This window comes from Halorubrum vacuolatum (assembly GCF_900188065.1).
Lineage (GTDB): Archaea > Halobacteriota > Halobacteria > Halobacteriales > Haloferacaceae > Halorubrum > Halorubrum vacuolatum.
Window position 1 is genome coordinate 272,057 of sequence record NZ_FZNQ01000002.1, and the last position, 21,064, is coordinate 293,120.

General features: G+C 66.0%; 19 protein-coding genes and 1 tRNA gene. 9 read left to right on the forward strand and 11 right to left on the reverse strand.

Annotation, left to right across the window (positions count from 1 at the left end):
• Positions 1-67 precede the first annotated feature (67 nt).
• Entirely contained in the window at positions 68-1,240 is a 1,173-nt protein-coding gene (locus CHB65_RS03795; RefSeq protein WP_089383728.1) for a pyridoxal-phosphate-dependent aminotransferase family protein, read from the forward strand.
• Positions 1,241-1,282: 42 nt separating this feature from the next.
• Here the strand turns inward: CHB65_RS03795 and CHB65_RS03800 are convergent, their stop codons facing one another.
• The 3 genes from CHB65_RS03800 to CHB65_RS03810 all read right to left on the reverse strand — a co-directional run bounded on the left by CHB65_RS03800 (position 1,283) and on the right by CHB65_RS03810 (position 3,814).
• The gene (locus CHB65_RS03800) at positions 1,283-2,632 is read right to left on the reverse strand and encodes an MFS transporter (RefSeq protein ID WP_089383729.1); all 1,350 of its coding nucleotides are present in this window, start codon (positions 2,630-2,632) and stop codon (positions 1,283-1,285) included.
• A 310-nt stretch (positions 2,633-2,942) separates the two neighbouring features.
• The gene (locus CHB65_RS03805; protein WP_089383730.1) at positions 2,943-3,476 is read right to left on the reverse strand and encodes an Rrf2 family transcriptional regulator; all 534 of its coding nucleotides are present in this window, start codon (positions 3,474-3,476) and stop codon (positions 2,943-2,945) included.
• Between the two features lie 65 nt (positions 3,477-3,541).
• A complete protein-coding gene (locus CHB65_RS03810) occupies positions 3,542-3,814 on the reverse strand; it encodes a hypothetical protein (protein ID WP_089383731.1) in 273 nt (90 codons plus the stop codon).
• Between the two features lie 232 nt (positions 3,815-4,046).
• Here CHB65_RS03810 and rocF point away from each other — a divergent pair, with 232 nt between their 5' ends.
• The 3 genes from rocF (at position 4,047) to CHB65_RS03825 (ending at position 7,045) form a co-directional block, all read left to right on the forward strand.
• A complete protein-coding gene (gene rocF / locus CHB65_RS03815) occupies positions 4,047-4,952 on the forward strand; it encodes an arginase (RefSeq protein WP_089383732.1) in 906 nt (301 codons plus the stop codon).
• A gap of 53 nt (positions 4,953-5,005) precedes the next feature.
• Complete coding sequence (locus CHB65_RS03820; protein ID WP_089383733.1) at positions 5,006-5,491, forward strand: hypothetical protein; 486 nt, start codon at positions 5,006-5,008, stop codon at positions 5,489-5,491.
• A gap of 87 nt (positions 5,492-5,578) precedes the next feature.
• On the forward strand, positions 5,579-7,045 hold the full coding sequence (locus tag CHB65_RS03825) for a phosphohexomutase domain-containing protein (RefSeq protein ID WP_089383734.1): 1,467 nt from the start codon (positions 5,579-5,581) through the stop codon (positions 7,043-7,045).
• Positions 7,046-7,208: 163 nt separating this feature from the next.
• On the opposite strand, the gene CHB65_RS03830 is transcribed toward CHB65_RS03825, so the two are convergent.
• Both CHB65_RS03830 and CHB65_RS03835 read right to left on the reverse strand, forming a co-directional pair.
• Complete coding sequence (locus CHB65_RS03830) at positions 7,209-7,688, reverse strand: hypothetical protein (RefSeq protein ID WP_089383735.1); 480 nt, start codon at positions 7,686-7,688, stop codon at positions 7,209-7,211.
• A 250-nt stretch (positions 7,689-7,938) separates the two neighbouring features.
• Positions 7,939-9,459, reverse strand: coding sequence for an aldehyde dehydrogenase family protein (locus tag CHB65_RS03835; protein WP_089383736.1), 1,521 nt, complete (start codon positions 9,457-9,459; stop codon positions 7,939-7,941).
• Between the two features lie 95 nt (positions 9,460-9,554).
• Here CHB65_RS03835 and CHB65_RS03840 point away from each other — a divergent pair, with 95 nt between their 5' ends.
• Positions 9,555-10,337 (forward strand): helix-turn-helix domain-containing protein, encoded by a 783-nt coding sequence (locus CHB65_RS03840; RefSeq protein ID WP_089383737.1) that lies wholly within the window; start codon positions 9,555-9,557, stop codon positions 10,335-10,337.
• Between the two features lie 92 nt (positions 10,338-10,429).
• Here CHB65_RS03840 and CHB65_RS03845 read toward each other — a convergent pair whose 3' ends face one another.
• Entirely contained in the window at positions 10,430-11,278 is an 849-nt protein-coding gene (locus CHB65_RS03845) for an RIO1 family regulatory kinase/ATPase domain-containing protein (RefSeq protein WP_089383738.1), read from the reverse strand.
• A 147-nt stretch (positions 11,279-11,425) separates the two neighbouring features.
• Between CHB65_RS03845 and CHB65_RS03850 the strand changes: the two genes are divergently transcribed.
• Positions 11,426-12,574 carry an acyl-CoA dehydrogenase family protein gene (locus tag CHB65_RS03850; protein ID WP_089383739.1) on the forward strand — a complete coding sequence of 383 codons (1,149 nt, stop codon included), beginning with the start codon at positions 11,426-11,428 and terminating at the stop codon, positions 12,572-12,574.
• A gap of 41 nt (positions 12,575-12,615) precedes the next feature.
• Here the strand turns inward: CHB65_RS03850 and CHB65_RS03855 are convergent, their stop codons facing one another.
• The 5 genes from CHB65_RS03855 to CHB65_RS03875 form a co-directional block, all read right to left on the reverse strand.
• A complete protein-coding gene (locus tag CHB65_RS03855; RefSeq protein ID WP_089383740.1) occupies positions 12,616-12,831 on the reverse strand; it encodes a hypothetical protein in 216 nt (71 codons plus the stop codon).
• 30 nt (positions 12,832-12,861) lie between these two features.
• Positions 12,862-12,934, reverse strand: a tRNA-Thr gene (locus tag CHB65_RS03860).
• A 126-nt stretch (positions 12,935-13,060) separates the two neighbouring features.
• Positions 13,061-15,328 carry a DUF7527 domain-containing protein gene (locus CHB65_RS03865; RefSeq protein ID WP_089383741.1) on the reverse strand — a complete coding sequence of 756 codons (2,268 nt, stop codon included), beginning with the start codon at positions 15,326-15,328 and terminating at the stop codon, positions 13,061-13,063.
• A gap of 152 nt (positions 15,329-15,480) precedes the next feature.
• On the reverse strand, positions 15,481-15,960 hold the full coding sequence (locus CHB65_RS03870; protein ID WP_089383742.1) for an NUDIX hydrolase: 480 nt from the start codon (positions 15,958-15,960) through the stop codon (positions 15,481-15,483).
• A gap of 90 nt (positions 15,961-16,050) precedes the next feature.
• On the reverse strand, positions 16,051-17,025 hold the full coding sequence (locus CHB65_RS03875) for a transcription initiation factor IIB (RefSeq protein ID WP_089383743.1): 975 nt from the start codon (positions 17,023-17,025) through the stop codon (positions 16,051-16,053).
• A 306-nt stretch (positions 17,026-17,331) separates the two neighbouring features.
• Between CHB65_RS03875 and CHB65_RS03880 the strand changes: the two genes are divergently transcribed.
• The 3 genes from CHB65_RS03880 to CHB65_RS03890 all read left to right on the forward strand — a co-directional run bounded on the left by CHB65_RS03880 (position 17,332) and on the right by CHB65_RS03890 (position 21,062).
• Positions 17,332-18,510: a M24 family metallopeptidase gene (locus tag CHB65_RS03880; protein ID WP_089383744.1), complete on the forward strand. Its 1,179-nt coding sequence runs from the start codon at positions 17,332-17,334 to the stop codon at positions 18,508-18,510.
• A gap of 183 nt (positions 18,511-18,693) precedes the next feature.
• Positions 18,694-19,800, forward strand: a complete 1,107-nt coding sequence (locus CHB65_RS03885; protein WP_179213570.1) for a methyl-accepting chemotaxis protein — start codon at positions 18,694-18,696, stop codon at positions 19,798-19,800.
• 77 nt (positions 19,801-19,877) lie between these two features.
• On the forward strand, positions 19,878-21,062 hold the full coding sequence (locus CHB65_RS03890) for an MFS transporter (protein WP_089383746.1): 1,185 nt from the start codon (positions 19,878-19,880) through the stop codon (positions 21,060-21,062).
• Positions 21,063-21,064 lie beyond the last annotated feature (2 nt).

Consider the following 21,064-nt stretch of genomic DNA (forward strand, 5'->3'; position numbering starts at 1 on the left):
GCGAGGTGACCCCTACTGGGTCGCCCCTTTCGCCGTGTTTTTCATGACCGAATCGGTAGTGCTGAGCATGAGCGAAACACCTGAGCTGTCGTCGCAAGGGCCAGCGGCGCCCGCAGTGAGCGAGTTGAATCCGCCCGACAGAACGCTGATGGGCCCCGGACCCAGCGACGTTCACCCGCGTGTGTTGCGGGCGATGAGCACCCCCCTCGTCGGGCACCTCGACCCCACCTTCATCGAGGTGATGAACGAGGTGCAGGAGCTGCTTCGGTACACGTTCCGGACGGATAACCGGTGGACGATCCCGGTCTCGGGAACCGGCTCCGCCTCGATGGAGGCGGCGATCGGGAACGTCGTCGAACCGGGCGACACCATGCTCGTCCCGACGAACGGCTACTTCGGCGGCCGAATGGCCTCGATGGCTCGGCGGGCCGGCGGCGAGGTCGTCGAGGTCGACGCGCCGTGGGGCGAGCCGCTCGACCCCGCCGACGTCGAACGGGCGTTCGAAAGACACGATCCGGACGTGTTCGGATTCGTGCACGCCGAGACCTCCACGGGCGTCCTCCAGCCCGAGGTCCCGACGCTCACCGACATCGCCCACGAACACGGCGCGTACGTCATCGCCGACTGTGTCACCTCCCTCGGTGGCGTCGAGATGCGCGTCGACGAGTGGGACATCGACGTCGCCTACTCCGGGCCCCAGAAGTGTCTCTCCTGCCCGCCGGGTGCGAGCCCGTTGACGCTCAACGATCGGACGATGGAGAAGGTGCTCTCACGGGAGGAGGAGCCACGGTCGTGGTATCTCGACCTCTCGCTTCTGGAGGGCTACTGGGGGGAGGAGCGGGCCTATCACCACACGGCGCCGATCACGAACGTCTACGCGATCCGGGAGGCGCTCCGGCTCGTCGCCGAGGAGGGGATCGAAGACCGCTGGGCGCGACACCGCGAGGTCGCCGGCGATCTCAAAGCCGGCCTGCGAGCGCTCGGATTGGAGATGAACGCCCCGGACGACTACTGGCTGCCGAGCCTGAACGCCGTCCGTGTCCCCGACGGCGTGGACGACGGCGCGGTGATCGAGTACCTGCTCGCGGAGTACGACCTCGAGATCGCCTCGGGCCTCGGTGACCTCGCGGGCGACATCTGGCGGATCGGCTGTATGGGCTATTCGGCGCGCCCGAAGAACGTCGAGTTCCTCCTCGCCGCGCTCGAGGAGGCGTTGTCGGCACAGGGATACGAAGGGTAGGCGAAAAGCGACCGGACGGAACGGTGTGAGCGCCGGACGCGTTCAGTCGTCATCGGCGACAGAGGAGGTCTTCGGGTGAGTTCCTGCGGATTCAACGAACCAGCCGTCAGTCGCCGCCCGTTCGGCCACCCGCGGTTGGAACACCCACGCCGACAGGACGAGGATCGGGATCATCGTGACGCCCACGGCAGCGTATCCCAGGTGGAGATTCGGGAGGTACGGCGCGGCAAAAATAAGCGGGTAGATGACGCCGCCGACGGTGCCGATCCCGCCGACGAAGCCCGTCACGGTTCCGGTGTTGTTCGGGAACATGGCCGGAACCTGCGCGAAGATGGCCCCCTCCGAGAACGCACAGCCGAGCCCGACGAGGAATCCGGCGGCGACCGCGAGGTAGATGTTCCCGGTGAGCCCCGCCGCGGTCATGCCGAACATCGAGAGCGTGACGAACACGAGCGTCACGAAGGTCCACTGTTCACGATAACGCCCCTCGAAGGCCGGGAGCAGCGCGATCTCGTTGCGCGCGACAACGTCGCTGATGTAGCCGCCGATCGGCCGGAGGAGCCCGGCGGCGATGGAGAACGTCGCCGCGAACGTCGCGGCGATCACGATGTCGCCCTGCCCGAACGCCTCGCGATAGTAGGTCCCGAGCCAGCCGTTCATCGCGAGCTCCAGCCCGAAGGTCATGATGTACGCGACCGACAGCACGACCGCGCCGTACCGGGTACCGACGTAGAGCCATTGTCGAACGCTCACGTTCCGTTTCGTCGCCTGCCGCTTTTCCGGGCTTTTCGCCGGTTGGCCGAACACGAAGTAGCCGATGCCGACGAGGATCGCCAGCAGGCCAGTATAAAAGAACGCCGCACGCCAGTTGGTCGAGAAGATCGGTCCGGACCAATCCGCACCGAAGATCCGCGGGAGCGTGAAGTAGGCGCCGAGGCCCGCGCCGGCGTTGCCGATCCCCGCGTAGATCCCCTCCGCGAGCCCGAGGTTCTCCGCTTCGAACCACTCGGCGACGTGCTGGATGCCGATGACGAAGGTGATGCCCGCGAGCGAGGCCAACACCCGTGAGGCGACGAAGACCTCGTAGGACTGCGCGAACGCGCTGACGATCGCGAAGACCCCGACGACGACGAGGGTGACGCCGCCGGTGATGGGCGCGCCATACCGATCCGTCATGGGCCCGATGACGATCCGTCCGAGCGGAACCGCCACGATCGCCGCGCTGGAGACGACGCCGAGTTGGGCGATCGAGAGACCGAACTCGTCGGCGATCTCGCCCGTGTACGGCGCGAACGAGAACCAGATGACGAACCCGAGGTTGAACATGACCGTCGCCAGGATGAGCGTCCGCCACTTGCCGGAGACGGCCGTCCGGAGGCGGGCCCTACTCATGGCGCGTCCTCGAGACGCATCGGCGACCGATCCGCATCCGTCTGCATGACCGGTCGGACCCCAATGGGGGGACGCGAGCCGTTATCGCCCCGGAGCATTCGGCATGAATCCGATCCCGTTCTTCCATTGATGACGGAGCCGACCCCGTCCACAAACGCGCGGATCATACGTCGATCATGTGGACTCAGAGATGGGGTATTATAGCGTTTCGGCGGATTCTCAGACGACGGGGTCGGTGTGCGGGTGACTGCCGCGGATCCGAAAAATGGGCTGGTGAATGACGGGGCGAGGGCGACTGAGGGAGGGAACGTTAGTGAGCGGGCTCCTCGACCGGCGCGCGCATGTCGACGATGCGGAGGATGAGCACGTTCGCGGTTTCGTCCTTTCCGTCGATAGTTCCCTCGATCAGGAGCTTCGAGAGCGGGGTCGGGCCGACCGTGACGGTGTCGCCCTCGCTGAACTTCTTCACCGAGCCCTGCACGTGGATCTCGGCACGGCAGAGTTCGGGGTGATGGACGCTGGAGAGGTCGATGCCGTCGACGTTGGCGCCATCGACGGGCTCGCCGTCGTGTGAGAGCGGCACGTTCGCGGGGTCCTCCATGCGCTGCACGTCGAGGGCCTCGTATGCGTTCGAGGTCGGTTTATATCCGCCCTTTGGACCCGGGACCCCCTCGACGAGCTGCAGGGCTTTGAGCGACTGCATCTGGTTGCGGATCGTGCCGGGGTTGCGGTCGACCTCCTCGGCGATCGCCTCGCCTTTAACGGCGTCTTCCTCCCTCCCATAGAGGTTGATAAGCGCCGTGAGGATGGTTTTCTGGCTCGATGTGAGCTCTATCGATGACATATGCACGCTTACATGCCGGCCCGGCTTAAAGGCGATGGAAGGCGGTTATAAATCCCTCCGAGCGTTTAACCAGCTACAAGGTCACGAAATCGGATGTATGCGACCGGGCTGGCAAGCACCACGACGAGCCCTAACACGGCGAACACGAGCGCCGCGTCGCCGACGAACACGGACAGTCCGAACCCGAGGAAGGCGATCACCGCGCCCGTGAACGCGACCGCGATCATCGCCCCCATCGGCCCGATGTCGCTCGGCTCCACGTCCTTCGTGGTCACGTCCCGGGCCCCGCTCGGCTCTGACCTCACCCCATCATCGCTGCCGCCCTCGCCGCCGGTCATGGTCGATCGTATGCGGCCGGAAGTGAAACGATGACGGATCGGGGACGCGACTCGCGAAGCCCGATCCGGTGAGCACCACGAAAGAACCGGTCCCCGACATCGCACCCCGCCCCAGCCCGTCCGAACATCGCCCCAACCCGTCCGAACATCGCACCCCACCCCAACCCGTCCGGGCATCGACCCGCCATCGAAACCCACGCCCTCTAAACCCCCACCGGTCGCGGTTTCGACTATGACGACCGTGGAGATCATCGGCGTACCGGCCGATTATGGCGCGAACCGACGTGGCGTCGACATGGGACCGTCGGCGATCCGCTACGGCGGGCTCGCTGCCGAACTCGAAGGCGCGGGTATTGACTGTATCGACGGCGGCGACCTCGCGGTTCCACGCGCCGAGGAACGCGATCCAGACACCGATCAGCCGACCGTGGGAAAAGCGAAGTTCCTTCGCGAGACCGCCGACGTCTGCGGGCGGCTCGCGGATCGCGTCGAGCGGACCCTTGCGGTCGGCACGGTTCCGCTCACGCTCGGGGGAGATCACTCCATCGCCATCGGATCGCTGGTCGGGGCGGCCCGTGAGGCGTCGATCGGCGCCGTCTGGTTCGATGCGCACGCCGACCTCAATACGCCGGAGACGACCCCGTCGGGCAACGTCCACGGGATGCCGCTGGCGGCGGCGCTCGGCATCGGCGCGTTCGATGGCGTCGAGTGGGCGAACGCGCCCGGGCTCGCTCCGGAGAACGTCGCGCTCGTCGGGCTTCGCTCCGTCGACGACGCGGAGGTGGAGCTGATCCGCGAACGTGGGTTTGCCGCCTACACGATGTCCGACATCGACGAGCGCGGGATCACGGCGGTCACCGAGGAGGCGATGGCGACCGCGAGCGAGGGCGTCGACGGCGTCCACGTCAGCCTTGACCTCGACTGGCTCGACCCCAACGAGGCCCCGGGCGTCGGGACGCCCGTCCGCGGGGGCGTCACGTACCGGGAGGCACACACCGCGATGGAGGTCGTCCACGGGACGGGCACGCTCCGCTCGATGGAGCTCGTCGAGGTGAATCCGACCCTCGATCAGTACAACGAGACCGCCGAGCTGGCGACCGAGCTCGCCGCGAGCGCCTTCGGGAAACGAGTGTTATAAGCGCCGTTCCTACGGACGAAACCCACAGGTAACCCGAGCCCCTACGGATCCGCATGTACGCCGGCTTGAAACGAACCCCGTGTTGTCTCTGTGCCCGTGAGGAGACCCACACCCGGATCGCGGTGCCGCCGCGAGCGATCACGCTCATGAAAAACGGCGAGCCCATCGCTTGGCGTGACGTCGTCGGGACGGTGACGCTCCGGTTCTGTCGGGACGACTGGGAGCTGGTCCGCGATCTGGCCATCGAGATGGACACCCATCCGCTCTCGCGGTGTAACGCGGCCCACGTTTCGCTCGACCTCCGTGAGGATCACGAGGCATTGTTGAGCGCGACCAAGGAAGCGACTGACCAGACGGAGCTGGAATCCACGCTCGAGGCGCGCGCGGAGGAAACCCTCGCCGCCGCCCAGGACCCGCATACCGAAGCGCGCGACGTCGTCGAGGCGATCGTCGTGTTGTGTGCGCTGGAGGACCTCGGCGTGCGTAGCGGTGACGCGTCGACGCCGGCGACGAACGCCTCGACCGGCTCGCACCCGTAGCACCCCACGGATGTGCCGGCGGGGTCATCACCCGAAATCAACGTGCCGGACCGACGGCTACTAACTCCCGGCGATCGATCCGCCGATATGAACCTATTTGGCACGGCCGGCATCCGCGGCGACGTGACCGAGCGGGTGACGCCCGAACTCGCGCTTGCGGTCGGCCGGGCGGTGGCGACGGAGATCCGCGCCCCCGAGCGGATCGTGGACGGAGAGGACGCGGGGTCGCGAACGACACCTGCGCCCGAAGTCGTCCTCGCACGCGACGGGCGGGTCTCGGGCGGTGCGCTCGCGGCGGCGATGGAGGCGGGACTCACGGCGGGCGGCGTCGAGGTCCGACGCGCGGGGCGACTTCCCACGCCGGCGCTCGCGTACGCCTCCCGTGGCCGCTATGGCGTAATGCTCACCGCCTCACACAACCCGCCGACGGACAACGGTATCAAGTGCTTCCGCGACGGGAGGGAGTTCTCGGACGAGCTCGAGGCGGCGATCGAATCGCGTGTCGAGGAAGGTGTCTCTCCAGCGTCGTGGGACGAGTGGACGGAGGCGCACCGGATCGATCCGCTCGCCGACTACCGGGCGGCGGTCCGTGAATACGCGACGGGCTTCGGTGCGAACCTCGACGGGCTTCGGATCGCCGTCGACTGTGGAAACGGGATGTCCGCGCCCGCGACGCCGACGGTGCTCCGCGAACTCGGCGCAGCGGTCGTCACGCTCAACGGCAACGTTGACGGGTACTTTCCCGGCCGGGGAAGCAAACCGACCCCGGAGACCCTTCAGGACCTTCGGTCGTTCGTCTCCGACGCCAACGCGGGCATCGATGAGCCGGGTCGGGCCGGTCGTGACGACGACGGATTCGCGTTCGGGATCGGCCACGACGGCGACGCCGACCGGATCGTGATCGTCGACGCCGCCGGGGAGGTCGTCCACGAGGACACCGTGCTTGCGATCCTCGCGGAGGCCTATGTCCGCCGGAGTGAGGCCGCGGAGCCCGTAGTGGTCACGACGCCCAACGCCTCCGGGCGAATCGATGAGCGCGTACGAGCCGCAGGTGGGCGGGTCGAGCGCGTCCGGCTCGGCGCGTTACACGAGGGGATCGCCCGCGTCGAGCAGGGATCGGAGGACGGGGGGGAGGGCGGTCGGACCGTCGCGTTCGCCGCGGAGCCCTGGAAACACATCCACGTCCCGTTCGGCGGCTGGATCGACGGCGTCTGCTCGGCGGCAGTGATCGCTCGGCTGGTCGCCGACGAGGGGCTCGACGCGCTCCGGGAGCCCGTCACCGAGCGGCCGTATCGAAAGCTGAGCGTGACCTGCTCGGACGAGCGGAAACGACCCGCGATGGACGCGCTCGCAACGTCGCTCCCCGAGGCATTCCCGGAGGCGAGCGTCGACACCGACCACGGCGTTCGGCTGGAGTTTCCCGACGCCGCGTGGGCGCTCGTCCGCCCCTCGGGCACCGAGGCGTACATTCGGATCTACGCCGAAAGCGACGCGGTCGACACGCTCGTCGAGGACGTCCGAGCGGTCGTCGAGGACGCGATCGCGGACGAATAGAGCCGATCCGTTCCACTCGGGATATATAAGCGGCCGTTGAGCGTCCACGCCGGTGTTAACCGTCTTTTCCGGAGGTCAGTTGATAAACGGAACTCGCTGGGACGGTTTATAAAAGAGCGGTGGATCCGATCGTCGGCGAGTGGCGGCAAGCGGTATCCGACCGTCAGCGGTCCTCGTTCCGGACGGTGCTCCCGATGACGAGCGCCGCGCCGATGATGACGAGGTTCTTCACGATGTACTGTCCCTCGACGGTGAGCGCGTACGGGAACGTGAGGAACGTCACTTCCGGGAGCAAGATGAGCGGGAGGAACGTCCCCGGCAGCTGTAGCGCCAAGAGCAGGATCCCGAGCCGGATCAGCGGGCGGTAGAGCAGACAGAGCCCGATGATGACCTCCCAGACGCCGAGGACGGGGACGAACACTTCCGGCGGGACGACGTAGACCGTCGAGGCCACCAGCTCGGCCGCCGGCGAACTGCCGACCACCTTGAGCGCGCCGAACCAAATGAAGACGATGCCGACGGCTGCCCGAAGCGTCGGGATCCCCCAGCGCTCCATGAGCTCCGCGATCCTCGAGTCGATCTCGTCGAACCGCTCGCGGTACATCTCGATCCGATCCGGTTCGGCGGCCGATTGGGTGGCCATGAGTACGGCGTAACGTAGGGCTTGATGCGTGATAAGGGCTTTTGCCGGTGATAATCCGTTGAGGACGGGCATCGATCGTGAATGATACACATCGGCGTCGGGGACGCGAGTTGGGATCCATGGAGTATATAAACACCCACGGAGGGCGCTCGTGAGAGGTATATAAACATCCACGGAGGACGCTCGTGGAGGATATCAAAAGCGACGACGGCAGCGAAAGCGACGGCGATCAAAACGACGACGGGGCCGTTCAGTCGTCGTCGGTCTTGATGTCCGCCGAGAGGCCCTGTGCCATCTGGATGTCCTTCGAGTTGTTGAGCGTCCACGCGGTGCGGTCGGTGACCGCCTCGATCGCCTCACGGGCGCTCGGGTAGCCGTTCCCGGACTTCTTCACGCCGCCGAACGGGAGTTGGACCTCCGCACCGATGCAGGGAAGGTTGCCGTAGGCCAATCCGATCTCGGCGTGATCACGGTAGTAGTTGATCTGCCGGTAGTCCTCCGAGATGATCGCCCCGGCCAGCCCGTAGTCGGTATCGTTGTGGATCTCAACGGCCTCTTCGATGTCGCCGTCGTACTCCAAGAGCGCAACGTGGGGGCCGAATACCTCCTCGTGGGTACAGCGGAGGTCGGCGTGGGCGTCGGCCTCGTAAACGAACGGGCCGATCCAGTTGCCGTCCTCGTGGCCGTCGGGGATCTCCTCGGGGTCGAGTTCCGTTCGATCGACGAGCACGTTGACGTCCTCGTCCTTCGCGAGCTGGTTGTACGAGGCGACCTTCTCGTAGTGTTCCGGCTCGATGAGCGGCCCCATGAACGTGTCCGAATCGAGCGGGTCGCCGACGGCGACGTTCTCGGCGAGTTCGACGAACCGTTCCTTGAACTCCTCATAGACGTCGGTGTGGACGATGAGCCGCTCGGCGGAGACACAGCGCTGGCCGGTCGTTTTAAACGCCGACATCACCGCGGAGTGAACCGCGATGTCGAGGTCGGCCTTCTCGGTGATCACGACCCCGTTCTTGCCGCCCATCTCGCAGGCGACCCGCTTGCCCGGGACGCCGCCGAGTTTCTCCTGGATCGCGTGGCCGACCTCCGCGGAGCCGGTAAAGAGCACGGTCGACACATCGTCGCTCTCGACGATGGCGTTGCCGGCGTCGCCGAAGCCCTGTACCATGTTGAACACACCTTCGGGGAGGCCGGCGTCCGCGAACATCTCCGCGACGATCTGTGCACACCACGGGGTCTGTTCTGCCGGTTTGAAGACGACCGTGTTGCCCTCGACGAGCGCGATCGCCATGTGCCAGTAGGGGATGGCGACGGGGAAGTTCCACGGCGTGATACAGCCGGTAACGCCCCGCGGCTTCCGACGCATGTAGGCGTCCTTCGCGGCGATCTCCGAGGGGACGATGTCGCCGTTGGGGTGACGCGCGTCGCCCGCGGCCCACTCCACCATATGTGCGGCCTCGACGACGTCGGCTTTCCCCTCGCTTATCTCCTTGCCACACTCCTTCGTGACGATCTCGCCGAGTTCGTCGGTCCGGGAGCGCAGTTCGTGATAGACGTCCCAGAGGTACTCCGCCCGTTCGACCCGCGAGCGGGCGCGCCAGTCCTCGAACGCGTCGGCTGCCGCGTCGATCGCTCGGTCGATGTCCGCTGGAGTTCCCCGTTGGAATTCGGCGAGCGGCTCGCCGGTCGCCGGGTTTTCGCTCTCGAAGGTTTCGGTTCCCTCGCCGTCGGTCCAGTCACCGCTGATGTAGTGGTTGTACACCTGCGTCATGGATCGATGGTGAGTCGCCAACGGCTAACTATGCACCCCGACCATGGACGGTAACGATGGGAAACGCTAAGCCGCCAGCGACCCTTCCGTGAGACATGAGCGAGGCCGAATCGATGGGACGAACCCGACTGACGCTTGACCTGTGGCATCCGAGATGCTGGGCCATTGAGGCGACCGACCGGACCGCCGGCGGCATTCTCGCGCACGCCGTCTACGGATCTCCCGGTGTCGGTGGGGCCGTCGATCGGACGAACGGAGATAGCACGTCGAAGCGTGGAATCCACGCGGATGACGACGGCGTACCGTCCACGGTTACCGGTCTGTTCACGGCGTTCGGGGACGATGAAGAGGAGGTGGAGACGCTGTTAGACGCGGTCGCGGAGTCGCCACACGGCGGAAATCCCCTTGAGTTGCAGGAACGATTCGGCCGCGCACGAAACGCACCGGGAAGCGTGGTCCGTGAGTTCTTCCTCGAATACGACCCCGCAGACATGATCTGTCCGACGCTGCTTGAGCAGGGGTTCGTCCACAGCGCGCCGGTGCGCATCGAGGACGGGAGCGAGGAGTGGCAGGTGTTATTCACCGGGGATCGGAACGAGATCGAACCCGCACTCGACCGAGTGATGCAGCGATCGGGTGCCGAAGTCGAGGTTACCGCAATCACGTCGACGAGCGGAAACGGTGGTTCAGCCCGGGAACACAGGCTCGATACGCTCACACCCACACAACGGAAGGTGTTCGAACACGCCCGCGAGGAGGGATATTATCAGTGGCCACGTGGGACGTCGACGCGTGATCTCGCCGCGGATCTCGATATTTCCAAGACGACGCTGCTTGAACACCTCCGAAAGGCCGAGGCGAAGCTGCTTGACCCCTGATCGAGGTGGTCGCCGGGGACACCAGCCGGCGAAGCTGCTGGGCGACGACGAGGGCTCCCGACGCTATCTCGGCGGCTGACCGATCCCGTCCCTTAAAAACCGTTCGTCGCCGCGCCCCCGTCGTCGGAACCGTCGATTTCGGCGTCGGTCGCACGCTTCTCAAGTTCCCCGTTCAGCGAGGCGGCGTCGAACTCGTGGTCGGGTCGGATCGCCACGAAATCGAGGAACCGACGGGCCGCGAGTAGCTCCGGCGCGGAGTAGCTTGTCAGCGCCGCGTCCACCGTCGCCCCCGGCCCGATAAGCGGTTCGAGCGCGGCGAGCGCGCTCGCGAGGTCGTATGAGCGAGCGCCGTCCCGTTGCTGATCGTTGACATTCGTCGCGTCGATGAAATAGAGATCGCCGTCGCGGACCAACACGTTCTCCGCACGGAGGTCGCCGTGTGCGAGCCCGGCGTCATGGACCCGACGAAGCGTCTCGAAGAGCTCCGGGGCGGCCGTCGCGGCCTCCGCCTGGGTGAGTTCGGTGAGCGTCGAGAACGCCGGGAGATACTCCAACACGACCACGCCGAGGTCCCCGACCTCGAACGCCTCGACCGGCTTCGGGGTGTTGACACCGATCTCGCGCATCCGCTCGGTCGCTTCGAGCTCGTGACGGGCCATCTCGTACGGCGTCTCATACCGCTCAAAAAAGCCCTCTGTGCCGGCGGAGAACGCCCCGAGGTTGCGACCGGTGGTAAAGAGTGTGTGAACGAGGGTGTTCTGTCTGGTGATCACCTTCACGAAGAGGTCCTCATCGACGACCATCGGCGTCGAGAGCCAGTTGTCGGCCTCCAGAAACCGGACCGACATTCCATCGCGATCGTAGCGGTCCGCCAACTCTCGGGCGACCCGTTCGATCTCGGGCCACTCGACGCGACCGCGGACGAGTCGACGGAGTTCCATATCTATGGTGGAGACGCCACCGACGGTTAAATGATCGCCGGCGAAACTTAAAAGGGACCGAGTGGGGGGATCACGCGGCTGTTCGCATACGGCCGTTCCTCACGGACGATGCCGATCGTTTATGCCCTTCGCTCGCAAGTATTGCCCATGGACTTCGAGCTACCCGCGGAACATCGCATGATCCGGGACACCGTCCGGGGGTTCTGCGAGGAGGAGATCCGGCCGATCGCTCAGGAGATCGAGGACGAACACCGGTTCCCCGACGAGGTGTTCGCGGCCCTCTCGGAGCTCGATATGATGGGCGTTCCGGTGAGCGAGGAGTACGGTGGGCTCGGTGGCGACCAGTTGCTGTATGCGGTGGTGACCGAGGAGTTGGGTCGGGTGTCCGGCGGGATCGGGCTCTCGTATGCCGCGCACACCTCACTGGGGGCTAAACCGATCGACCATTTCGGGAGCCACGAGCAGAAAGAGCGATGGCTCCGTCCCCTCACTGAGGGTGGTGAGATCGGCGCGTGGGCGCTCACCGAACCCGGGAGCGGATCGGACGCCTCGAACATGGACACGGTCGCCGAGTACGACCCCGACACCGAGGAGTACGTCCTGAACGGCACGAAACAGTTCATCACCAACGCGAACGTCGCACACAGCGTGCTGGTCAAAGCCGTTACTGACCCCGATGCGGGGTACGACGGCATCTCCACGTTCATCGTCGACCCCGAGAACGACGACGGCTTCGAGGTGACGACCGTCTGGGAGAAGATGGGACTGAACTGTTCGCCGACCTGTGAGATCGTTCTCGATGATGTCCGCCTTCCGGCGGACCGGCTCCTCGGCGATGAAGGCGATGGATGGAAACAGACGATGAAGACGCTCGACGGTGGCCGGATCTCCATCGCCGCCCTTTCGGTCGGTCTCGCACAGGGTGCCTACGAGGCGGCCAAGGAGTACGCCGGCGAGCGCGAGCAGTTCGGCCGCCCGATCGCGAAGTTCGACGCCGTTCGCGACAAGGTCGTCCACATGTACCGACAGATCGAGCGGGCACGGCTCCTCACCCACAAAGCCGCCGTAACCTATGGCGAGGGCGAGCCCGTCACCCGGGAGTCCGCGCTGGCGAAACTCGACGCGAGCGAGGCGGCCCGAAAAGTCGCCGAGGAGGCGGTCCAGACGCTCGGTGGCTACGGCTACACGACCGATTTCGCCCCACAGCGCTTCTATCGGGACGCGAAGCTGATGGAGATCGGCGAGGGGACGAGCGAGATCCAACACGTCGTGTTGGGTCGGGAACTCGGGCTCTAGCGCTTCTTCGACGTTGTCACGTCATCGGGTTTCCGCCGTGATCATGGGGGGCGTCGATCGGTCACGTCGGCCGACGCGTATTCGACGACGACGCTCGATGCGACGTAACCGATCGCCCCGATCAGTAAGCCGGCGACGATCGCGACTGGAAGCTCCCTGGCGACGACGTATGCAAGTAGAAAGCCGACCATGCCGGCCGCGTTAGCACAGAGTAACCGGAGCGTCAGATAGCTCGGTTCCGTATGCGTGGGCGACATGTCTGGGTATCCGACGGCATCGAAGGGGGAAGCCGGAGGAGGGATTTGAACCCTCGACCTATTCCTTACGAAGGAATCGCTCTGCCAGCTGAGCTACTCCGGCGCTCACGTATTCGTATTCCGAAGAGCAAAATAAGGGTTCCGAAACGACCGCCCACCTCCGTCCGTCCGGTTCGACGGATCCGGGGCACGGCCGGCCATTCCGCCTCCGAACCTGCGTGGCCGTCGGTTAGAGATCCGGCATCGCGAGATGGAACCCGCCATCACGCGACTCGGCGAGACAAAGGTGATACCCCTGCTTTCGTGAGAGCTTGACGAAACTTCGCCGCTTCGTGCCGAACAGTCCACCCCCCACGGCGTCGCCGGCGGCCTCCAGCGCGTCCGGCTCGAAGAAGCTCGCGGTGACGGCGAAGGCGGCCGCGAACGAGTCGTTCGACTCGGATACGTCACGCCCGTTCGAGATGAGCGATTCGAGGGTTCCGCCGCCGGTCGGTGCGCGGCTATCGTTGAGATCGGCGATAAAAAGCGGGTTACCCATGCGATCGCGCAGGACGAGGTCGAAGGTCCGCTGTTCGCGGGTCTCCTCACCGCCCTCGGTAAGCCGCATCGAAACCGACCCGTCGATCTCGGCTCGATCCACCTCCGGAAGCGCATCATAGAGGTCACGCAGGGCGCTCTCGTTGTCGGTGTCACGGATCTCGAACATGAGTTCCTCGACGAGCCACCGAATGAAGCCGTACTCCATCGTTCCCTCAAGGAACTCCCTGTAGGGCAGCCCGTCGACCGTCACGTCCTCGCTTTCGAAGCTCGTGTGGTGTTCTATCCGCAGGTTCTCACGGAGCGCGTCACGGTCGATCTCCCCCTCGTGGGCGTCCGCGAGCGTCTCGGCACCTTTCGATCGATATCTGATGAAGAGGTTCGTCTCGCTTCGCGCCTGCGCCGCCGGCACGGTTCGCTCCGCATCCGGAAGGTTCGCACGGGCCTCATCGAGTTGGTCCCGGAGACGGTCCCGTTCCGCACGAAGCGACTCGACTTCGGCCTCCAGTCGTTCACGCTCCGCTTTGTGCTCGTCGCGGTCGGCCGCGACCGCATCGCGCTCCGTCGAGAGCGCCTCCCGTTCCGCTTCGGCCCGCTCGAGTGCCGACTCGAGTTCCGCGATCCGCTCATCCTCCGTGGTTCGCCTCGAGACCGCCGCACGGCCGCCGCCGTTTCCGCTGCGCGGATCCGGGGATCCCTGCTCCGGTGTCGACCCGGAACGACGCCGTCGGGGACCCCCCGACTCGTTCTCGGTTCGAGCGTTGCGATCCCGGTGGGCACGACGGGAATCGGGCTTCGTGTCAGGCGCTGGGCTCGCGTCCTGTGGATCGAGCGCCGGGATCGATGTCGCCTCGCGCCACTGTGCTTCCTCGGAGAAGACGTCATCGTCGCCGGACCCCGAGTCCTGTTCGTCCGTTCGTGGCTCAGCCGGTGGGGTGGCGACGGCTTCCGCCGCGGAGGCCGGCTTCGCCCCATCCACATCGGGGGTAGTTTCGGCCGTTGCTGGCTCGGTCGCAACCGTGTGTGCGTCCTGATCGGCTGCAGCGACGCTCGTGTCGGTCGCTTTTGCGTCGAGATCGGCCCCCTGCGAGTCGGCATCGGCCGCAGCAGCGTCGGAGTCCTCGCCATCCCCGGACGGCCCGTCTTCTGCTCTCATCCCTGCGGGGTTCGTGCTCGCTTCCACGGATGTCGTCGCTCCCTCCGCTGGCTCCGTTTCGGCTTCCGACGCCTCGCTTCCGGCTCCCTGTGCCTCCGTCGTCCCCGTTTCTGCGGGTGCCGCGTCGTCCGTGCGGCCCGGATCCGGGGTGCTTGTCGGTGTAGTCGAGTCGTCCGCTTCGGGCTCCGGAGCAGCCTCATCGAGTTCCCCGGACGTCCCGTCAGGTCCGTCCGCCGGTCGATCGTCCGCCCCTGATTTCGCCGTCGGCTTGGGGACCTCCTGGACGTCGAGATCGACCTCGTAGACGGTGTAGATCCCGATCTCGTCATCGGCCAGTTCGAAGGCGTCTGCACCGGTTTCGACCCGCCTGGCGTTGCCGACGAACGCGACCGCACGCGATTCCCCGCCGGTGTACGTCACGTAATAATCGCCCGAGAGGACGTTCTCGGAGAGCTCCACGTAGCCGGTGAACCCGCCCGCAGAGAGCGTCCGATCCGCCTCCGTGAGCGACGTATCGTTGGTGTAGTACTGTGCGCGCTTCGTGCCGCCGACCTCCTGCATAGCGAAAAGGAGGGGAAGGCTCTCGTCGGGTGCATGATAGGCCGTCCCGGAGGCCTCGGCGAACGCCTCGAGCTCGGTGTCGACGATCCCGACGATCCGTCCGTTTAAAAACAGTAGCCAGCCCGATCCGTCCGTGGCCGCCCCCGAGAAGCCCCGATCCGCGAGCCGTCTGAGGTCGGCGAATCCGTCCGAGAAACGCCGCGAGTCCCACTCGGTGACGTCCTCGATACGCTGGGCATCCATTTAAACAGTATTCGCCGAGGACGGCTCAAATACTTTCCGGAGCGGATGACGGCCCTTCGGTTCGGTGTGGGCCGCATCTGCCGGGGAACCGACCGCGTTAGCGGTGAACCGGACACACTGCTCGTCGGCACGAACAGCGACCGGCGTGCCGATCAACGGTTCGCCGCCTCCACGGCGTCGATAGCCTCGCAGCCGAGCGTGACGACGTCGGCATCGAGGCCACTCCCGTGGAGATCCGCCCGCGTGTACCATGCCCAGTCGGCGGCGTCCGCCTCCTCTGCATCGGTGGGATCGATCCGACGGCTCGGAACCGACGCGTAATATAGGTGGTCGATGTGCTGATGGCCCACCGAGCCGTCCGGATGGACGTTGATGTCGTGAAGCATCAGGTGGGCGGGCTCAGGCAACGGGCGGCTGTTTGGCGCGTCGATCGTCGCGTGCTCCCCGACGAGCGTCGGGTCCAACCCGGTCTCCTCGCGGACCTCGCGGATCGCCGCCTCATGTGGGAGCTCGTCCCGCTCGATGTGTCCGCCGGGTGGGAGTCGGATCCCGAGCCGGCCGTGTTTATGAAGCGCGGTCGCGCCGTCGTTGACGATGTACGTCGTCGCCGTGAAATGCCGAGTGGTTTCCATGGCTTCCGCTCCGCGTTCTGGAACCTGAAACGTGTCGTTCGACGGTGGCGGGATGGAACCGTACAAAACGGCGCGTCGAACCGCGAAAAATCAGTTCATCGCGACGCCGTCTTCGGCCTCAAGCAGCTCGTGGTATCGGTTGCGGATGGTGACCTCGCTGATGTTCGCGACGTCGCTCACCTCGCTCTGGGTGACCTTCTCGTTGGTCAACAGGGCGGCCGCGTAGACGGCCGCGGCGGCGAGCCCGACCGGTGACTTTCCGGAGTGGATCCCCGCCGATTTCGCCGTCCCGAGAAGGGCGCGCGCGCGGCGCTCGGCCTCGTCGGAGAGGCCGAGGTCGCTCGCAAACCGGGGGACGTAGCTTTCGGGGTCCGCGGGGCGGATCTCCAGTTTGAGCTCGCGGACGACGTAGCGGTACGTTCGGGCGATCTCGTCCTTCTGGACGCGGGAGACGCCGGCGATCTCATCGAGGCTCCGTGGGGTACCGGCCTGTCGGGCGGCGGCATAGAGGGCGGCCGTCGAGACGCCCTCGATGGACCGGCCGGGGAGGAGGTCCTCATCGAGCGCGCGCCGGTAGATCACGGAGGCGGTCTCACGGACGTTGTCCGGGAGCCCGAGCGCGCTCGCCATGCGGTCGATCTCGCCGAGCGCCTGCTTGAGGTTCCGCTCCTTCGAGTCGCGGGTGCGGAACCGCTCGTTCCATGTGCGAAGCCGCTGCATCTTCTCGCGCTGGCGGCTGGAGAGGGACTTGCCGTAGGCGTCCTTGTCCTGCCAGCCGATGTTCGTCGAGAGCCCCTTGTCGTGCATCATGTTCGTCGTCGGGGCCCCTACGCGGGACTTTCGGTCCTTCTCGCGGGAGTCGAACGCGCGCCACTCCGGCCCGCGGTCGATCTCGTTCTCCTCGACGACGAGGCCGCAGTCGGCACAGACCGTCTCGCCGTGTTCGGTGTCGGTCGCGAGCTGGCCGCCACACTCCGGACAGCTCAGCTCCTCCGTCGTGGAAGGTCGCTCCTCCCGCTCATTGTCGACGTGTTCCGCCGTATACGCTCGGACGTTCTCGCTCATTGTGTTGGGAAATGGGGGACGGGATCAGGGGTCCGAGAGAAGGGTCTCGGATCTACTCATCCTCACAATTTCAAAGGGCTTGAAGCTACTTAAATCATTGGTCGAATATCGAGGCTGAGAACCCACGAAAAACGGTCGGAAAACCGATCCATTCCGTGAGAATGTGGTAACGTCCCGGGCGACTCCCGGGAGCAGGTTCGAAGCCCCACTACCGACGACCACGAATATATAATGGTTTCGCACATCGAGGGACCCTCCGACGGATCGGAGGGGAATTCATATCCCGGCCGCAACCGACCGAGCGGTATGGACCGCTCACGCCTCGATGATGCCCTCTCGACGACCGGCACGGACGGTTATCTGATCGACGCCTCACAGGAGGACGCCAACCAGTTCTACCTCTCCGGGTTCACGGGTCCGGACCCGTTTCTCACCCTCGCTGCCGACGGGGAGACGTCGATGCTCGTCTCCGGACTTGAGTACGGCCGTGCGCGATCGGAGGCGACCGTCGACGTCGTGAAACGACACGCCGACTACGACTACGAATACGGCGGCCGGGAGGAGCGATACGACATGTACGCGGCCTTCATGCGTGGGAAGGGCGTGGAGTCGGTCTCGATGCCCCCGCGCGGCCCCGTCGGGACCGCCGACGCGCTTCGTGAGCGCGGCATCGACGTGCGTGTCGATCACGAGGACCGCCTGACCGAGGTGCGGGCGGTGAAGACCGACGAGGAGATCGCGGCGATCCGCGAGGCCCAGCGGGCGAACGAAGCCGCCATGCGGGCCGCCGAGGAGCTCTTGAGGGAGGCGGACGTCGCCGACGGGCACGACGGGGACCTCGTCGAGGAAACCCTCCTGTACGACGGAACGCCGCTGACAAGCGAGCGGGTAAAATCGACGATCGAGATCGAGCTGTTGAACCACGGCTGTGCGCTCGACGAGACGATCGTCGCGGGCGGCGAACAGGCGGCGGACCCACACGATCGGGGAAGCGGGCCGCTCCGAGCCAATGAGGCGATCATCATCGACATCTTCCCACGATCGAAGACGACCCGGTACAACGCGGACATGACGCGGACGTTCTGCGTCGGCGAGCCGAGCGACGAGCTGCGGGAGCGGTACGCCATCACCGAGGAGGCGCTTTCGGCCGCACTCGAGGCCATCGAACCGGGTGCGACCGGCGAGGACGTCCATGCCGCCGCCTGTTCGGTCTACGAGGATGCGGGCTACCCGACGTTCCGGACCGACCCGAAGACGGAGGTCGGATTCATCCACTCGACCGGTCACGGGATCGGCCTCGACGTGCACGAACTCCCGCGGCTGTCGAGCGGCGGCGGCTCCCTCGAACCCGGACACGTCGTCACCGTCGAACCGGGCCTGTACGATCCCGCGGTCGGCGGCGTCCGGATCGAGGACCTCGTGGTCGTCACGGCGGACGGCTACGAGAATCTCACCGAATACCCGATCGAGTTCGTGATCGATTGATCGGCGGGTTGGAGCGGCGAGCTTTTCTCAAGGCGAGAATCCCGCCGTGTAGGGCGAGGAGGACGTCACCGATGTGTACCATGCTTAAAAACGCGGAGCGGATCCTCGTCGATGTGCCCGAAATTATCGTATCCGATATTCAGGTCAACGGGTACTTACCGCTGTCGCGGCAGTTACGTAACGATGACAGCACGGAGGCGGTCGGCGAAGACGCAGTCGGACGGTGGAAGCGAGGACACAACCACTATCGGTGATCGTGATAGCGACCGCGTCGTCAACGACGATGTGACGGTCTCTTTCGACGGCGGACGGGTCGAAGCCGCGACCACGGAGACGGACGCGTTGCCCGCCGCGTCGGGGACTGGTGACGAACTCGCGGGCGACTCGGGTATCGCCGACGTCGACCGAATGGTCGATGAGGGCGATGCGTCAGCCGAGGACGAAGACGCCATCCGTGAGTCGATGAGCGGCCTCACCGAACTGCACGACGCCGCCGTCGAGGTCGTCGATGGGACCGACGACATCGCCGAACTCTCGGCCGAGCAGTTCCGCGGGATGCAGCAGGTGAGCGACGAGGTCGCCACGATGAGCGCCGCCGTCGAGGAGGTCGCCTCCTCCGCGGAGGAAGTTGCCAACGAGGCCGACGCGGTAAACGAACTCACCGCGGAGGGCCGAACCGCCGCGGGGGATGCACGCGAGGCGATGGATCGGATCGATGAGACCGCGGAGGCCCTCGGGAACCGGGTGGAAGCGATCGAAGCCACCGTCTCGGAGATCGACGAGATGGTCGAGGCGATCAACGCGATCGCCGAACGAACGAACCTGCTCGCGCTCAACGCCTCCATCGAGGCGGCGCGCGCGGGCGAGGCCGGTGCCGGATTTGCGGTCGTCGCCGAGGAGGTGAAAAAGCTCGCCGAGGAGGCACAGGGCCGAACGGGCGCGATCGAGGAGCTCGTCGAATCGATCGACTCACACACCCACGGCGCGGTCGTTGAACTCGAAGCCAACGAGGATGCGGTCGCCGACGGAAAGGATGAGGTCGACGCCGCCGCGGGCAAACTCACTGATATCGACGACTCAATGACCGAACTATCGGCCGGGATCGGCGAGGTGGCGGCCGCGACCGACGAGCAGGCCGCGAGCACGGAGGAAGTCGCGGCGATGGTCGATCAGACCGCGAGCAACGCCGCGGAGATCCGAAACGAAACCGACGAGATCAGCGAGGCGGTGCAACGGCAGGCCGCGATGATCGTCCAAGTGAGCGACGGGATCGAGGAGATCGTCGACTGAGCGGGCGACCCCGATCGCCGTCGGTTCCCCTTCGCCGGGATCCGAACGGATTTTTAACCCGGTCCGAAACCATTCGTGTGAACTGGCGGTACGCCCACACGGCCCTCGTGCTCTGTACGCTCGCGTTCACCGCCACGATGGTCGCTCGGCTCGTTATCAGCCCGCTGGTCCCGGCGATCACCGACGCCTTCGAGGTGCGAAACGCCACGGTCGGGCTGGCGCTTTCGGGCATGTGGTTGGCGTACGCGCTCGCGCAGTTCCCATCCGGCGTGCTCGGGGACCGATACGGCGAACGAGCCGTGATCCTGACCGCCGTCGGCGCCACGGCTGTCGCCTCGTTGCTGCTCGCGGCCTCGCCGACCATCGGGGTGTTCATGATCTTTACCGTCGTGTTGGGCGCGGGTGCCGGGCTCCACTACTCGGTCGCGACGACCTATCTCACGAAGCAGTTCGACGACATCGGCCGGGCGATCGGGGTGCACGTCGCCGGCGGGCCGATAGCGGGGCTCGCTGCACCCCCGGCGGCCGCCCTCGTCGGTGCCCGCTACGGGTGGCGGACGGGGGTCGCCCTCGGCACGCTCGTCGCCCTGCCGGTGTTCGTCCTCTTCGCGTGGCGGATCCGTCCGACTGAGCCGGTCCGACCGGATCAGCCGCTCCGCGAGCGGTTCGCAACCGGACCCCTGGTCGACCTGCTTTCACGGCCGTCGATCCGATACACGACCGTGCTTGCCACGCTCGGCGCGTTCACTTGGCAGGCGACCGCATCGTTCCTCCCGACGTTTCTGGAGGTGCAGGGCGGCCTGTCGACGGCCCTCTCTGCGCTCCTCTTCTCGCTGTATTTCCTCGTACATGGGGGTACCCAACCGGTCACGGGGGCGCTCTCGGATCGCTTCGATCGCGACACCGCGGCGATGCTGACGATGGGAACCGGTGTCCTCGGATACGGGTTGTTGGTTCTGGCCGGACGGAGCGACGCGGGCCTCGTCCCGTTGCTCGTCGCCGTGTTGCTCGTCGGCCTCGCGATGTCGTGGGGCGCGCCCGTCCAGTCACGGTTCATGGACCACCTCTCGGAGGCGGAGCGTGGAGCCGGCTTCGGGCTCGTGCGCACCGTCTACATGGTCATCGGCGCGTCGGGCAGCGTCGTCGTCGGCGCGCTCGCCGACGTCGCCGGATGGGATGCCGCGTTCGGATTGCTTGCGCTCGTGATGGCGGTGGGCATGACGACGCTGCTCGCGAATCGGTTGCTCGCGTTCGACCTGTGACT

Bases quoted from the DNA above. Each gene is read 5' to 3' on its own strand.
- CHB65_RS03795 (WP_089383728.1), top strand. From the start codon at position 68: ATGAGCGAAACACCTGAGCTGTCGTCGCAAGGGCCAGCGGCGCCCGCA.
- CHB65_RS03800 (WP_089383729.1), bottom strand. From the start codon at position 2,632: ATGAGTAGGGCCCGCCTCCGGACGGCCGTCTCCGGCAAGTGGCGGACG.
- CHB65_RS03805 (WP_089383730.1), bottom strand. From the start codon at position 3,476: ATGTCATCGATAGAGCTCACATCGAGCCAGAAAACCATCCTCACGGCG.
- CHB65_RS03810 (WP_089383731.1), bottom strand. From the start codon at position 3,814: ATGACCGGCGGCGAGGGCGGCAGCGATGATGGGGTGAGGTCAGAGCCG.
- rocF (WP_089383732.1), top strand. From the start codon at position 4,047: ATGACGACCGTGGAGATCATCGGCGTACCGGCCGATTATGGCGCGAAC.
- CHB65_RS03820 (WP_089383733.1), top strand. From the start codon at position 5,006: ATGTACGCCGGCTTGAAACGAACCCCGTGTTGTCTCTGTGCCCGTGAG.
- CHB65_RS03825 (WP_089383734.1), top strand. From the start codon at position 5,579: ATGAACCTATTTGGCACGGCCGGCATCCGCGGCGACGTGACCGAGCGG.
- CHB65_RS03830 (WP_089383735.1), bottom strand. From the start codon at position 7,688: ATGGCCACCCAATCGGCCGCCGAACCGGATCGGATCGAGATGTACCGC.
- CHB65_RS03835 (WP_089383736.1), bottom strand. From the start codon at position 9,459: ATGACGCAGGTGTACAACCACTACATCAGCGGTGACTGGACCGACGGC.
- CHB65_RS03840 (WP_089383737.1), top strand. From the start codon at position 9,555: ATGAGCGAGGCCGAATCGATGGGACGAACCCGACTGACGCTTGACCTG.
- CHB65_RS03845 (WP_089383738.1), bottom strand. From the start codon at position 11,278: ATGGAACTCCGTCGACTCGTCCGCGGTCGCGTCGAGTGGCCCGAGATC.
- CHB65_RS03850 (WP_089383739.1), top strand. From the start codon at position 11,426: ATGGACTTCGAGCTACCCGCGGAACATCGCATGATCCGGGACACCGTC.
- CHB65_RS03855 (WP_089383740.1), bottom strand. From the start codon at position 12,831: ATGTCGCCCACGCATACGGAACCGAGCTATCTGACGCTCCGGTTACTC.
- CHB65_RS03865 (WP_089383741.1), bottom strand. From the start codon at position 15,328: ATGGATGCCCAGCGTATCGAGGACGTCACCGAGTGGGACTCGCGGCGT.
- CHB65_RS03870 (WP_089383742.1), bottom strand. From the start codon at position 15,960: ATGGAAACCACTCGGCATTTCACGGCGACGACGTACATCGTCAACGAC.
- CHB65_RS03875 (WP_089383743.1), bottom strand. From the start codon at position 17,025: ATGAGCGAGAACGTCCGAGCGTATACGGCGGAACACGTCGACAATGAG.
- CHB65_RS03880 (WP_089383744.1), top strand. From the start codon at position 17,332: ATGGACCGCTCACGCCTCGATGATGCCCTCTCGACGACCGGCACGGAC.
- CHB65_RS03885 (WP_179213570.1), top strand. From the start codon at position 18,694: ATGACAGCACGGAGGCGGTCGGCGAAGACGCAGTCGGACGGTGGAAGC.